This is a genomic window from Pontibacter sp. FD36 (genome assembly GCF_015686655.1).
In the GTDB taxonomy this organism is placed as follows: Bacteria; Bacteroidota; Bacteroidia; order Cytophagales; family Hymenobacteraceae; genus Pontibacter.
Genome location: NZ_JADPMP010000011.1, coordinates 192,038 through 206,575, shown reverse-complemented (window position 1 = coordinate 206,575; position 14,538 = coordinate 192,038). Strand labels below are relative to the sequence as shown.

The window sequence follows — 14,538 nt, the reverse complement described above, 5'->3', positions numbered from 1 at the left end:
TTTCTGTTAGCCTAACACACGATAGGACGTTTTAAATCCATCGCAAATAGGGATATTTATCATTTTTTTCACGTTAGCGCAAAAAAGAAATTAGCGGTTCACGTATTCGTCTTTCAGCTGTTTCTCCAGGCGGCCCACCTTACGGTCGAGGGCAATCAGGTAGAACAACACGCCTGCCAATACAGTGAGTAGCACAGCTACAACCACGTAAATCTTTCCATCCTGACGTAGCGTGTCGGCCATTTCGATGTTTTGCTGCGGAGCCGATGAGAACTCCACCATCTGGTCTTGGGCCATGGTTGGTTCGAAGGCCAGCAGCATGCCCAGCATAAAGCAGCAAATGGCCAGTATTCTAAACATTTTCATATAATCGTTGTCTCAGTAATTCGAATCTTGACTTGACGTTCACGATCCAGATGCCTAGCAGCGTCCAACCCAGCACGGCAGGGTAGAACACCAGTCGCAGGCTACTATCCAGGTCGTAAGCGTTAAAGCCGGGGTTGCCGCCGTTGCCCGGGTGAAGTGAATCGGTCAGGCGGGGCAGGATGAACAGCAAAGGGATAAGGGCCGCAAACGCGAAGATGTTGTACACGGCGCTGATGCGGGCACGTTGCTGTTGCTCGGCAAAAGAGCTGCGCAGCACGAGATAGGCAAAGTAAATCAGCAGGCCGATGGCCGCCCCGTTCTGTTTCGGGTCGTTGCTCCAGTACTCGCCCCACGTAAACTTGGCCCATTCCATACCTGTCACGATGCCCAGTACACCGAACAGAATGCCTACTTTAGCGGCTTCGTGTGCGATGATATCGTTTTTGATGCTCGGCTTGCGGAGGTATTTAATAGAGTACACCACCGAAACCAGCAGGATCAGGATCATTCCAAACCACATCGGCACGTGGAAGTACAGGTTGCGGATGGTCTCGTTCAGGATGGCCAGTCGGGGAACATCCGACAGCATACCTACCGCCACAGTAAACACTAGCAGCAGCACAGTCAGTATTTTCCACCAGTTCTTCTTCATGTTCCTTCTTCTCTTATTGATGATGGAAGCAGGCCTGCGCCTTATCCCATCTTACTTTTTATTTCTAACAGTTCTGTGGTCTAATTTGTCGCAAAGTTCCGCCCAAACTGCCTGTTAATTTTCGTTTACTCAGCTACTTATATCATATTTTGGGTTGGCTGTGCCTCGCTTGTCAAAGCCATACCTTACGAACGCCAAAGGTACGGGAACAAAATATAAGAAACAGTGACAACGATCATGTTTATGGCAAGCAAAGTAAGTAGTTCGTCGAGGCTGGCAGCCCGCTCCAGCCCGTCCATAGCGTTTTTGGACATTTTTATCAGCATCAGGAGCATCGGCACAATCACAGGGAAGCTAAGCACGGCCATGAGCGTACTACTGTTGGCAGCCTTAGAGGCTATACCTGAAATCATAGTGAGTGAGGTTGCGAAACCGATGGCGCCAAGCAGAATACTCAGCAAAAACATCGGGATGTCTTGCACCGGGTTGCCCAGCACAAAGGCGTAGAATATAAAGCAGATCAGCGCCAAGACCAACATCAGACAGGCGTTGTAAAGGATCTTGGCCAGAATGATACCCTGCGGACTGACAATAGAATAGAAGTAAAGCAATCGGCCGCGGTTCTCCTGCATAAAGCTCTTGGCGATGGCGTTCACCGACGTGAAGAGCATGATAATCCAGAACAGGGCGTTCCAAACGGGCACTTGCAGCGCATTCGAGCGAAGCCCGAAGCTGAGGTAGCAGACGAACACCGTGCTGCTGACGTAGAGGAGCATGCCGTTAAAGGCATACTTCTGCCGCCACTCCAGCAGGAAATCCTTCTGCATTAAGTATATGACTTCTTTGAACAGCACCTTCGTAATTTTGCGCAAAGGTACGACACAAATTGTATAATTGCTAAAGTGGGGGTGGGGGTATCGGTATAGCGGGCTGGAGCCGAGAAAAGTATTTATACTATGTCATTTCGACTTACGGGAGAAATCTAGAGTATCAAGATTGCCAATCCGGATTTCTCCCGTAGGTCGAAATGACAGAAAGGGATTGAGTTCAGGCTGTTCGTTTCAAGAGAAAATCACCCCCACAAACCAACAATTAAGCAATCAACAATTTATCAATTCAACTATTCCTTCTTTTTCTTCTTTTTACGGTGCTTCACTACCTTCGCTTCACGGTAAAAGATGATCTCCTCAGCCATGTTGGTTACCTGGTCGCCTACTCTTTCGAGCTTTTTAATGATGGAGAGGAGGGCAAGACCTTCAGGAATCCGGTCGGGGTTATTTTGTAGGTATTTGGCGATGACCACGTCGGATTTGCGGTAGATTTTGTTCAGGGCCTTGTCTCGCTTGATGATTTGCTTGGCCAGTTTAGGGTCCTCGCTCTTGAAGGCGATACGGCACTCATTGAACATCACTAAGGCTTCGTCATACATCACCATCACATTGGTTAGCTCTACCAATTCAGGGTCAAAGGGGCGTTCAAGTTTGCAGGCGAACCGTGCCATCCCTTCGGCAGTGTCGCCTATACGCTCCAGGTTGGTGTTAATTTTGAGGATGGCCAGCACAGTGCGTAGGTCCACGGCTACGGGAGTGAACAAGGCAAAGAAGTTCTCGCACATGCGGTCGATCTTGAGGTCGAAGCTGTTGACTTTGCGCTCAAGCTTGATAATGCGCTGCGACAGTTCATGGTCGGCGTTCATCACGGCTTCGCGCCCGCTGGTTAGCTGGTGCTCCACCAAGTCCCACATCTCCAGCAATTTTTCCCGCAGGCGTTCGAGTTCTACATCTATATGAGGCATTCGTGTATCGTTTATTTTGAGTGAGACTAATTTTTATACGTGAATCAGGTATAGGAATGCTTAACCGAAGCGGCCCGTAATGTAGTTCTGCGTGCGGGTATCTTTCGGACTCGTGAACATGGTTTTAGTTTTAGCGTACTCCACCAGCTCGCCCATGTAGAAGAATGCAGTATGATCGCTCACGCGTCCTGCCTGCTGCATGTTGTGCGTTACGATCACAATCGTATAATCTTTCTTCAGCTCATAGATCAGGTCCTCGATTTTAGCGGTAGAAATCGGGTCGAGGGCGGAGGCGGGCTCGTCCATCAGAATCACCGAAGGCTGTATGGCCAGGGCGCGGGCGATACACAGACGCTGTTGCTGGCCCCCTGATAGCGCCAGTGCCGATTTGTCGAGCTTGTCCTTTACCTCGTTCCACAGGGCAGCTTGTTGGAGAGATTTCTCGCAGGTTTCCTGCAGAATCTTCTTGTCCTTAATACCTTGAATTCTTAGTCCGTAGACCACATTTTCATAAATGGTTTTCGGGAAAGGATTGGGTTTTTGGAACACCATGCCCACTTCTTTGCGGAGCTCGTCTACCCGAACATCATTCGTATAAATGTCTCTGCCGTCCAGCAAAATCTGCCCTTCTATGCGGAAGCCGTCAATGTAGTCGTTCATGCGGTTGAAGGTGCGCAGAAACGTAGACTTGCCGCAGCCAGACGGACCGATGAAGGCGGTCACGGCTTTCTCTTCCATGGCAATGTTGATGTTTTTGAGCGCATGGAAGTCGCCGTAGTAAGCGTCGAGGTTAATGGCTTCTAACTTGCTGTGTTTTATGTTCATGGGTGAAAACTTACCATTTTATTTTCTTTTGCTGACGGTGGCGCAGGTATACCGCAATGCCGTTGAGCAGAAAGGTAATCAATAGGAGAATGATAATGGCCGCCGCCGCATTGGTCAAAAAGGCTGCCTGCGGGCGGGAGGTCCAGTTAAAGATCTGGATAGGCAGCACGGTAAACTCGTCCATCGGCGAACTCGGGACGAATGGCACATAGGCCAATGCTCCGATCACGATAAGCGGTGCCGCTTCGCCCACTGCCCGTGAGAGCGCCAGAATCACCCCGGTCAGGATGCCGCCAAAAGAAGCGGGCAGCACCTGGTACCACACCGTTTGCCATTTAGAGGCGCCCAGCGCAAAAGAACCGTCGCGGATGGTGCGAGGCACGGCCTTAATGGCTTCGCGGGTTGTCACGATGATGATCGGCAGAATCAGCAGCGAAAGCGTGAGGGCTCCTGCCAGCAAAATACCACCCAGGTTCATGATGCGTACAAAAAGCTCCAGACCCAGCAAACCGTAGATAATAGACGGTACGCCAGCCAGGTTGGCAATGTTGATCTCCAGGAAGTTCGATAACTTCGTTTTTTTGGCATATTCTTCCAGGTATACGCCAGCGGCTATACCTAGCGGGAAAGCAATCAGAGCCGACAGCACCAGAATCCAAAGCGTGCCTGCCCAAGCTGTCAATATACCCGCACGGGCAGCACGGCGTGATGGCAGGCTGGTCAGGAAGTCCCAGTCAATGCGGCCTATACCTTCTATCACAATGTCGATCAGGAAGATGGCCAGCACGACTAGGCCAATAAAGGTACAGAAGACACCAAACACCTGAAAGGCCTTGTCTTTGAGGCGGTTTTTCTCGGAGTTAGTCATACTTTTCCTGATATTTCTTTTTAATCCAGAAGCTGAGGTTGTTCAGCAAAAACGTGAATACAAACAGCGTCATACCTGCCGCGAAAATAGTGCGGTACTCCAGTGAGCCATGCGGCACGTCGCCCAGGCTCACCTGCACAATATAAGTCGTAATCGTCTCGATGGGCACCAGCGGATTAAGCGTGAGGCGCGGTTGCTGACCCGCGGCAATGGCCACGATCATCGTCTCGCCTACCGCTCTCGAAATGGCCAGAATCACTGACACCAGTATACCTGACGAGGCAGCGGGCACCATCACCCCAAAGGCGGTTTGCAGTCGGGTGGAGCCCATGCCATAGGCGGCTTCGCGCAGGGAGCGGGGCACGGCACTGATGGCGTCTTCACTCAGCGAGGAAATCATGGGGATGATCATAATGCCCATCACTATACCTGCCGATAGGGCGTTGAAACCTGCCAGCCCGGGTATAAAACTTTGCAGGAAAGGCGTCACCACCGTCAGAGCGAAGAAACCATAAACAACTGTAGGTATAGTGGCCAGTACTTCCAGCAAGGGCTTAATGAAGGTTTTGAAACGGGCATTGGCATACTCGTTCAGGTAGATGGCGATGGTGAGGCCGATGGGCAGTGCCACCGCAATAGCGATAACGGTAGTCAGGAAAGTACCCGCCACAAGGGGCATAATCCCGAACTTTTTCTCAGCGAAAAGCGGCGTCCATTCTTTCTCTGTCAGAAAGCGCACAATAGATACTTCGCTGAAGAACAGCACCGACTCCGAGAGCAATACCCAGATAATGCTGACCGTGATCAGGATGGTGATGGCGGCCGACAGCCACAGCAAGCCTTCGATAATTTTCTCCTGTACTCTCAAGGTGCTTATGATTTTAGCACAGGTATAGCCTTTGTCTCCGCAGGCTATACCTGTACTGTGTATTTCAGGGAATTATTGCTGGTTGGTGGCGGTGGCGGCACCCTCTACAAACTGCTCGAACTTCTGTTTTTGCTCGTTGTAGATGTTGTCTGGCAGGGCGATGTAACCCACTTCCTGCGCCAACTCACCCGCGTTTTCAAGGTAGAAGTTGATGAAATCCACTACTTCCGGTTTGTCGATGGCCTTGGAGCTAACGTACAAGAACAGCGGGCGGGAAAGCGGTGCGTAAGAACCGTCTTTCACCGTTTCCAGCGATGGCAGAATGGCGCCTGCACCGTTGCTGTCGTCTTCGTCGTTTACAGGTATAGCCTTCAGCTTGCTCTTGTTCTCTTCGTAATAGGCATAGCCAAAGAAGCCAAGCGCCAGCGGGTCAGTCGATACGCCCTGCACCAGCACGTTGTCATCTTCGCTGGCGGTATAGTCACCGCGGCTGGAATGGCTCTTGCCCACAATGGCTTCGGTAAAGTAGTCGTAGGTGCCTGACTCTACACCAGCACCATAGAGGTGAATCTCCTGATCAGGCCACTCCGGGCGAATCTGGTTCCAGCGCTTGATGGTGCCCTGTGCTTCAGGCTCCCATATTTTCTTCAGTTCAGCCACAGTAATGTCCTGTGCCCAATCATTGGATGGGTGCACAACCACCGTGAGGCCGTCATAGGCCACCGAAAGCTGTACAAACGAGATTCCGTTTTCGCTTGCAGTTTGCTCTTCGGAAGCGTTCATGGCGCGGGAGGCATTCACAATGTCAATCTCGCCGCGGGTGAATTTCTTCATGCCGCCGCCTGTGCCCGACACGCCTACGGTTACTTTCACGTCAGGAGCCTCGGCGCGGTATTCTTCGGCCACTGCTTCTGTCACAGGGTATACAGTAGATGAGCCGTCGATCTGGATAGAGCCCGCCAGGTCGTTGCCGCCTTCCTGGCTATTGCCACCGCAAGAGGTCATCATAAGCGAAGCGCATAGTAGTGTTGCTGCGCTGAATTTTAATCGGGAGAAGCTAAGTTGTAGCATACAATTCGATTTTGGTTTATAAGATGAGTGTGATCGGTTTTTGTTGAATTGTACTATATTATGCGGATATACTGTTTTGGTAATCAGGTAGTTGTTTAGAAAGCTAATTCCATTTGCAGCCTGAACTGAGTTTGGTCTTCACGTTCTGCTTCCTGTATGAATGTTACATCACTCTGAACCTTGAGCGAGTGCCCCACAATATACCTGGACACACCCAGGGTATACTGCTCCTGATTTCGCAGTCCCGTTTCGGCTGTCGGATTATAGTCGGTGTAGCGGCCGGCTACTTCCCAGTTGCTCGGCATCAGGTAGCCTGCCTGCAAGTTTAGGGCGGTGCCTGTTACAAAGGTTTCTGCCACGCCACCAAACTCGTCTCGCAGCACCACTGGCCCAGTCGGAGCTTTTCGGTTGGCATACTCACCCATGGCCGAAAAGCCGCGGTACTTAAACATGGCATCCACGAACCAGGTGCGCAGGGTGCGTGTCTCGCTCAGGAAGTCGCCAAGCTGTGCCTGTTCGCGTGCGGCATTGTTATTATAGTCGTAGGAAGTGGCCAGCGAAAGTTTAGGTGTTTGCTCACGCTCGATGTCGCTGCTCACATAATCACCGTTGCCTTTAAACTCGCCGAAGGGCAGTAGTTCAACACGGCCTGTATAATTATAGCCACCTGAGTTGTTGACGGTAATATCACGCCCTTCGCCCATCGAGATTGCCCCGATCTCTCGCAATACAACCTGCCCCAGCTGGTGCTGGTGGTGTAGCTGCAAGCCGGCGTCGCGGTCAAGGTTGAAACGGGAATTGAGCAGGCTGCGGTCTACGAACTGAAGTTTCTGTGAGGAGATCACCCGTTCCCGGTTACCCGGCAGTTTGGTCTGGCCCACCCACAGCCGCAGGTTAGGCGTGAGCGCCCACTTGGCCACAGCATCCAGTATAATGTTGTCGGCATTGTTGGTCACGTCGGGTACATCGCTGCCGATATCGCTGTTGCTTAGGCCAAGCTCTATTTTATACACGAGCCGTGGCGAAAAGGCAAAACCATCAAATTTGAGGCGTGACCGTCGCACAAGGAAGCGGTCTTCCCAGTTTTTTGTATTCGGGTCGTAGCCGCCCTGGTATTGCAGCTGGAAGCGAGCCCCAAGTTGCAGACTGAAGGAAGAGTCGGCTGCAATGAACTGTAGTCCTTTGCCAAACGTGCTTTTATTTATGGTCTGAGCTTGTGTGCTGAAGGTGCTGAGGCAGATGATGAAGAGTGCTAAGAGCACTCTTGTGGTGTAGTGGTTCACGTGCTGTATTAGTTAAGGTGAGAATTAAGCTAATGCCATGCAATTGTTTTGGGTTAAGCCGCGGTAGTCTACGCCGCGCCTTGATTTTGTCTTTTCAGGATTCACAATGGGTAGTCAGGCCATGTATGCTGTTCCTGAATCACGTTGCAAAATAACGCCTCTAGTATTACCTGAAGGTTATGGCCGTATTACGAATTTGTTAAGGTTTGGGGTATGCCGGGGAGTTTAGGTAAAGCACTGCAGCCGCTGGCTCCCGTGAACCAGCGGCTGCATAAGGTATAGCGCTCACCTTAAAAATTAAACTGGGCCTGCAATCTCAGGCGGCTGCCGTGCTGGCTGTTGTTGAAGTTCTGGGCATTGCGGATGGTGCGGTCGCCGATGCTGTAGTCAGCCGTTAGCTCCACACTCTTGTGTACCAGCCACTCTACGCCAATCTCGGTTTCATATACGCTATAGCTGGGCGCGTCGCGCTCGTGCTTCTTGCCGCCTTCATAATGCTGCAGCTTCACGAAAGGGATGATCACCTGCGAGCCGACTTCTTTGCGGTACATGGCCTGTGCATAGCCGCCATGCAGACTCTTCACTTCAATCGCATTGGTCTCTGGGTTGAATTCCGGACCACGGCCTACATTGTATTCCGCCTGAAAACCGAATGGCTGCGGGTACACGACTAGTGTTGCTGCGATACGCTCGTCATCAAAACCGTCTTTCAAATACTTCTCGGCTATACCTACGCCTGGCGAGAGTTGGTCCGGCGTAACGGTGTACTTGCCTTTGTAAGCCTGAATACCGGGCTCAATAATTTGTTTGTTGCCCACCAGCAATGGGTAGGAGAAGCGTGTCACAACGTGCTGGGTGTTATTGGCCTCAGGTCGATTGGCCGTCTGGCCGTTAAAGATACCGATGCCGAACACGCCATAGTTTCCAGATCCCTTCAAGCCAGCGCTTGTCAGCATCTCAAAGCGATCCTGTATTACCTCAGGCGTCCAGTAAAAGAAAATGCCCAGGTCACGCTCGTTGGCTATAGCACTGTTCAATCCGTCGTTCCGGTCAAGGGCCAGACGGTTGCTGCTCGACTGCAGATTCTCGAAACCATAAGGAATTTTGCTTTGCCCCACACGGAAACGATATACCTTGTCCTTGTCGAGCGACACGTCAAAGTAGGCGTCACGGAGCTGAAGGAAGTGCAGGGCGTTAGAAGAAGGCGAGGAAGCGAAGTCAGGCTGGATGTAGATCGAAAGCCGATCGCTCACATCGCCGCTGAAGATCAGACGGCCACGACGCAAAAACACGCCACCGCCCTCACCAAGGGATTTATCGCACTGGTCGCACTTGAGGTTGGGATTGGTTTCAAGCAGGCGGTTGTAACGAACCTGGGCATAGCCACGGAGTGAGATTCTTTCATGCCAGGCCTTCTTTTTAGGGGCTTCCTGCACTGCCGCCGGGGCTGGCTGCTGCACAACCACTGACGTGTTTTGTACAGTGGCAGTATCTGTGGTCTGGGCCTTGGTTTCTTTTGAAAACAAAAAGCCTGTAGCTAGCCCTGCTGCGAGGATAGCACGCGTTACGGTTGTTACCTTCATCTTTGGGTGAGTATGGGTTACTAAAGCCTTAGTCGGTTTCCGCTGCGGAGTCTACTCGCTTTGGAAAGGCTCTGTTGAATCTGAAAAAGAGCTATGTATTTGATTCATAGCACTGTTTTATTTTCAACGCTGCAAAGGTCGGGTGCTAATGTTACTCGTCTGTTATGGCTATGTTAAGTTTATGTTACCAAAAGCGTGAGTAAGTATGAATCTGTTTTGGGAATAGGTATGGGCGCTGATATGGAGGGACGCATGATCCCGCATCATCAACAGGTAGAGAAGGGAAAACATAGACTATGGAGATGGCAGAAGAGAAAAACGGCCATTGGCTATACCTGTTCAGAATTGCCATTATACGTGCTTCACAATAATAAGGAGTAGCCAAAACAACATTGAACGCATACTTAACAGTGACTTAACAAAGCGCCTCTATCTTTAACAGTTTAGTAACCGGGCGGTAATTTTAGCTTAAAAGGACGATTCTACTTTTGCAGCGAGACTAAGATACAGTTAAGCGCAATGAAATCACTTTTAACAATTCTCACCATCCTGGCCACTTCCATTTATGGTTTTGCACAACAAGGCACGCTGGCAGGAAAAGTAACTGACAAAGCAAACGGAGAGGCCATCATCGGAGCCGTAGTCTTTATTAAAGGCTCTTCTAAAGGTACAGTAACAGATTACGAAGGCAGGTATAGCCTTCCGCTCGAAGCTGGCCTGTACCAGATCTCCATCACCTCGCTTTCTTACAAGCCTACCGAGCACACTAATATTAAAATAGAAGTAGGCAAGACTACCACCCTGGATGTGCAGATCGAGCAAAACAGCACCCAGTTACAGGCCGTGACCATTGTAGGTACCCGCCAAACAAATACAGAGCTGGCTCTGATGGAAAACATGCGGCAGAGTGAAGTGGTGGTGAGCGGGGTGTCGGGCGAGCAGATCGCCAAGTCGCTGGACCGCGATGCTGCCGAGACCGTGAAGCGTATACCTGGCGTCACGATCATGAACGACCGCTACGTGGTGATCCGGGGGATGAATCAGCGTTATAATACCGTGATGCTGAACGATGCTCTCACGCCGAGCACCGAGCCTGACGCCAAAGCCTTCTCTTTCGATATTCTGCCGACTAGCGTGATCGACCGGATCATGATTTACAAGAACGGTTCGCCGGAGCTGCCGGGTGAGTTTGGTGGTGGTGTGATCAAGATCTATACCCGCAACGTGGTAGATGAAGACAAAACTTCTATCTCCTTTTCCAGCTCTTACCGCTCCGGTACCACGTTCCAAAACTTCAACACCTATAACGGCAGCAAAACCGACTTCTTAGGATTTGACAATGGCTACCGCGCTATACCTAAGAGCTTTCCGGACAACCTTAACAATGTAAATCAGGAGCAGCGCAGCATGTTGGGCCGTGACCTGCCAAACTCCTGGGCACCCGAACTAGTGTCGGCTATACCTGACATGCGCTTTTCGTTTGGTCTGAACCGCCGCCTGGACATTGGCTCCGTTCGTTTGAGCAATGTGTCAGCGGTATCATACAGCAACACCCGCACCAACACAATTGGTACCCGCGACACCTACTTGTCTTTTATACCTGAGTTGGGTCGCAGCGAGCGCCAGTTCAGCTTCAACGACGAAGTGTCGGCGCACAATGTGCGCCTGGGAGTGATCCACAACTGGACAGCCCGCCTCAGCAATAACCACAAATTGGAGTTCCGTAACCTGTTCAATCAACTGGGCAGTAGCGAAGTGCTTCGCCGCGACGGTATAGACTTCTCTAACGCCAATCAGGAGCAGCTGAACTACTCGCTGCGCTACGAAAGCCGCACTATCTACTCCGGCCAGTTGCAGGGTACGCACGACCTCAACGACGAGAAAAGTACCCTGACCTGGACAGGTGGCTACGCTTACACCAACCGCAACGAGCCTGACTATCGCCGCTTCCGCACCTTCCGTGACGCGGGCTCTGCCGGTCCTTACGAAATGACCTATAAGTTCACCCCAAGCCTGAACGATGCCGGCCGCTTTTACTCCGAGCTCGACGAGAACACGGTGATGGCCAACACACAATTTGAGCACCGCTTCAGCACGGCTGATTCTACGGCCGAGCATGCTCCGAAAGTGAGAGTGGGTTTATACGCCGAGCGCAAGTTGCGTAACTACGACTCCCGCTACTTCTCTTACATACCTGCCAATAGCAGCACATTTGATAACAGCATACTTTTCCAGCCTTACGATCAGGTGTTTGCGCCAGAGAACATTAATAGCCAGACAGGCTGGCGCGTGGAAGAAGACGCGAACCCACAGAACAACTACGAAGCGCAGAGCAATTTGCTGGCAGGCTATGTAGGTGGTGCCACACCGCTTACGGGTGCGCTGTCGGTGTCGGGTGGGGTGCGTATTGAGTATAACCAGCAGGAACTCCGCTCTGTGAACCTGGATGGCTCGCGCCTGAACAGGAAGAACCCGGTGCTGAGTGTGCTGCCTGCAGCGAACTTCACTTATATCTTCAATCCGAAGTCTATGCTACGAGCTGGTGCGAGTATCAGCGTTAACCGCCCGGAGTTCCGTGAGCTGGCCCCGGCCCCTTACTACGACTTCATCAATTTGCTGGAAGTGACCGGTAATCCGAACCTGGAGACAGCCACGATCTACAACGGCGACCTGCGCTATGAATTCTATCCGAACCCAACTGAGATTCTGTCGCTGGGCGTGTTCTACAAGTACTTCAACAAGCCAATCGAAACAGTATTCCAGAACACGAGCGGCGCCAACAGCATCACCTTCGATAATGCTCGCCAAGCCTATAGCTATGGCCTGGAGGCAGAGGTGCGCAAATCACTGCTGGGCCTGACAGCATCACCAATGATAGACAACCTGTCGCTGGTACTGAATGCCGCGCTGGTACAGAGTCGTGTGCAGCTGGACGAGAAGTACGACAACCAGAGCACCGAAAGACCGATGATGGGGCAGTCGCCATACGTGGTAAACACTGGCCTCTATTATCAGGATGACGCCCGCCAGTTGCAGTTCAGCATGCTCTACAATGTGATCGGTACCCGCATCTTCGCGGTAGGCAGCAACCTGCGTCCGACCGTGTACGAACTGCCGCGCAACGTGATTGACTTTTCCGTGACCAAGGCATTCGGCCAGAACCTGGAGCTGAAGGCAGGTATACAGGACATCCTCAACCAGAAGACGCGCCTGATACAGGACTCCAACGACGACGCCAAAATAACAGGTATAGACGAGTCCTTCCGCGAGTTCCGCAAAGGCCGCTACGCCACGCTGGGTGTTACTTACAAGTTCTAAAACTGATTTCCCTATAGAAAACCAAACCCATATACCTTAATTCATTACTTATGAAAAAGCTATTTAATTTACTACTGGTTGCTGTTGTTTCAGTTTCCTTTTTCGCCTGCGACAAGGACGACGACCCAGGAACTACAACACCAAAAGGCATCGAATTTACGATGGTTCAGAAGAGCGGCATGATGGCTGTTTCAGGCTCTACCGAAGAAGACTTCACCATGAAAGCCGGCACAAAATACCTGCTGAAGGGCTTTGTTTACGTGAAAGACGGTGCTACACTCACCATTGAGCCGGGTACTATCATCATGGGTGATAAGAACTCAAAGGGCACCCTGATTGTGGAGCGTGGTGGTAAGATCATGGCGCAAGGCACAAAAGAGAAGCCTATCGTATTCACATCAGCTCAGCCTGCAGGCCAGCGTGCCGCTGGTGACTGGGGTGGCCTGATCATCCTGGGCAAGGCTCCTGTTAACCTCGGTAACAATGCCCGTATCGAAGGTGGTGTGGACCGTGAGTACGGTGGCACAGATGCCAACGATAACTCTGGCGTGCTGAAGTATGTGCGTATCGAATTCTCAGGTATAGCCTTCCAGCCAGACAACGAGATTAACGGTCTGACCATGGGCGGTGTGGGCGCTGGTACTACAGTGGATTATGTGCAGGTATCTTATTGTGGTGATGATGCTTTCGAGATGTTCGGTGGCACAGTGAACGCCAAGCACCTGATCGCTTATAAGACTGTGGATGATATGTTCGACACGGACAACGGTTACTCTGGCAAACTGCAGTTCCTGCTGGGTATCTCTGACCCGAACATGGCTGACGTATCTGGTTCAAACGGTTTTGAGTCTGATGGTGATGCGCAGGGCTCTGATGCTACGCCGAAGACTTCAGCGATCTTCTCTAACGTGAGCTTGTTCGGGCCACGAGCTACTGAGAGCACGCAGTTCAACAGCAACTTCAAGCGCGCGATGCACATCCGTCGCAATAGCAACATTCAGGTACATAACTCATTATTTGCCGGCTGGCCAACAGGCTTGCTGCTGGACGGTACGAAGTCACAGGCCAATGCTACAGCAGGTACGCTGGCTATCAAAAACACAGTAATCTCGGGTTCTCAGAATGCTCTGACAGTAGAGAGCGGCAGCACATTTGATGTGGCGGCCTGGTTCAATGCGACAGATAAAGGTAATAATGTAGTGGCGGATAATGCTTCGCTTAACATCAGCGGTGGCTTCAACCAGACATCCCGCCCGGTGCTGACAGGCAACAGCCTGCAGAGCGGCGCAGCCTTCGATGGACTGGACAATTTCTTTGAGCGTGTGACTTACAGAGGTGCTTTTGGTTCTGAAGACTGGACAGCTGGCTGGGCTAACTTCGACCCGAACAACACAGCTTACTAAAAGCTAAAAATACGGATTGCGCATAATGGGTGAGATCAATTGCGACAGTCCATAGTAGTGTGGCTTAGTCTCCCACACTACGCCCAAGACCCGCCTCGTAAGAGCGGGTCTTTTTTGTGCCTATACCTGTAGGAGTATTACAGCACAGGTATAGCTGATCTATATCTTTCAGGCTATACCTTAAAAATCGGTAACAGAGCTGGTGTCGCCGCCTAGGTACTGAAACAGAAAGTAGGCCAGCACAGCCAGCACAATGATGCCAATACAGCCTATACCGCCACAGCCACCTCGGCCCCTGCCGCGACCGCCTCTACCACCGAATAATTTACTCAACATCCAGAATTTGAATAGGCCTCTTAACATAGTTTATACCTTAGGTGGAACACATATAACCCAACAGACTTTTGCCCGTCAGGAGTTAAAGGTTACGCGAAGGCAGGCATAGGAGTTGAGTAAGCAGGTATAGGGCTGTATGCTTCATGAGTCTAATTGCGTGTGGGACGCGG

General features: G+C 51.3%; 14 protein-coding genes. 3 read left to right on the top strand and 11 right to left on the bottom strand.

Annotated elements, in window-relative coordinates:
- Positions 1-90: 90 nt before the first annotated feature.
- The 10 genes from I0P70_RS16715 to I0P70_RS16670 all read right to left on the bottom strand — a co-directional run bounded on the left by I0P70_RS16715 (position 91) and on the right by I0P70_RS16670 (position 9,311).
- Positions 91-366: a CcmD family protein gene (locus I0P70_RS16715; protein ID WP_230392253.1), complete on the bottom strand. Its 276-nt coding sequence runs from the start codon at positions 364-366 to the stop codon at positions 91-93.
- The gene (locus I0P70_RS16710) at positions 353-1,018 is read right to left on the bottom strand and encodes a cytochrome c biogenesis protein (protein ID WP_007652357.1); all 666 of its coding nucleotides are present in this window, start codon (positions 1,016-1,018) and stop codon (positions 353-355) included. Before I0P70_RS16710 ends, I0P70_RS16715 begins: the two co-directional genes overlap by 14 nt.
- Positions 1,019-1,203: 185 nt before the next feature.
- Positions 1,204-1,845, bottom strand: coding sequence for a heme exporter protein CcmB (locus I0P70_RS16705; protein ID WP_196120241.1), 642 nt, complete (start codon positions 1,843-1,845; stop codon positions 1,204-1,206).
- Between the two features lie 293 nt (positions 1,846-2,138).
- On the bottom strand, positions 2,139-2,813 hold the full coding sequence (gene phoU, locus I0P70_RS16700) for a phosphate signaling complex protein PhoU (RefSeq protein ID WP_196120172.1): 675 nt from the start codon (positions 2,811-2,813) through the stop codon (positions 2,139-2,141).
- Between the two features lie 60 nt (positions 2,814-2,873).
- Positions 2,874-3,638, bottom strand: a complete 765-nt coding sequence (gene pstB / locus I0P70_RS16695) for a phosphate ABC transporter ATP-binding protein PstB (protein ID WP_196120170.1) — start codon at positions 3,636-3,638, stop codon at positions 2,874-2,876.
- A gap of 10 nt (positions 3,639-3,648) precedes the next feature.
- Positions 3,649-4,506 (bottom strand): phosphate ABC transporter permease PstA, encoded by an 858-nt coding sequence (gene pstA, locus I0P70_RS16690; protein ID WP_196120168.1) that lies wholly within the window; start codon positions 4,504-4,506, stop codon positions 3,649-3,651.
- Positions 4,499-5,374 (bottom strand): phosphate ABC transporter permease subunit PstC, encoded by an 876-nt coding sequence (gene pstC / locus I0P70_RS16685; protein ID WP_076420999.1) that lies wholly within the window; start codon positions 5,372-5,374, stop codon positions 4,499-4,501. Before pstC ends, pstA begins: the two co-directional genes overlap by 8 nt.
- A 72-nt stretch (positions 5,375-5,446) precedes the next feature.
- Positions 5,447-6,445, bottom strand: coding sequence for a PstS family phosphate ABC transporter substrate-binding protein (locus tag I0P70_RS16680; RefSeq protein ID WP_196120167.1), 999 nt, complete (start codon positions 6,443-6,445; stop codon positions 5,447-5,449).
- A 95-nt stretch (positions 6,446-6,540) separates the two neighbouring features.
- The gene (locus I0P70_RS16675; protein ID WP_196120165.1) at positions 6,541-7,728 is read right to left on the bottom strand and encodes a porin; all 1,188 of its coding nucleotides are present in this window, start codon (positions 7,726-7,728) and stop codon (positions 6,541-6,543) included.
- A gap of 290 nt (positions 7,729-8,018) precedes the next feature.
- A complete protein-coding gene (locus I0P70_RS16670; protein WP_196120163.1) occupies positions 8,019-9,311 on the bottom strand; it encodes a porin in 1,293 nt (430 codons plus the stop codon).
- Positions 9,312-9,506: 195 nt separating this feature from the next.
- On the opposite strand from I0P70_RS16670, the gene I0P70_RS16665 reads away from it, so the two are divergent.
- The 3 genes from I0P70_RS16665 to I0P70_RS16655 all read left to right on the top strand — a co-directional run bounded on the left by I0P70_RS16665 (position 9,507) and on the right by I0P70_RS16655 (position 14,032).
- Positions 9,507-9,692, top strand: coding sequence for a hypothetical protein (locus I0P70_RS16665; RefSeq protein WP_196120161.1), 186 nt, complete (start codon positions 9,507-9,509; stop codon positions 9,690-9,692).
- A 138-nt stretch (positions 9,693-9,830) separates the two neighbouring features.
- Positions 9,831-12,629, top strand: coding sequence for a TonB-dependent receptor (locus I0P70_RS16660; RefSeq protein ID WP_196120159.1), 2,799 nt, complete (start codon positions 9,831-9,833; stop codon positions 12,627-12,629).
- 50 nt (positions 12,630-12,679) lie between these two features.
- Positions 12,680-14,032 carry a T9SS C-terminal target domain-containing protein gene (locus tag I0P70_RS16655; RefSeq protein WP_196120157.1) on the top strand — a complete coding sequence of 451 codons (1,353 nt, stop codon included), beginning with the start codon at positions 12,680-12,682 and terminating at the stop codon, positions 14,030-14,032.
- A 180-nt stretch (positions 14,033-14,212) separates the two neighbouring features.
- Here the strand turns inward: I0P70_RS16655 and I0P70_RS16650 are convergent, their stop codons facing one another.
- A complete protein-coding gene (locus I0P70_RS16650; RefSeq protein ID WP_196120155.1) occupies positions 14,213-14,395 on the bottom strand; it encodes a hypothetical protein in 183 nt (60 codons plus the stop codon).
- Positions 14,396-14,538 lie beyond the last annotated feature (143 nt).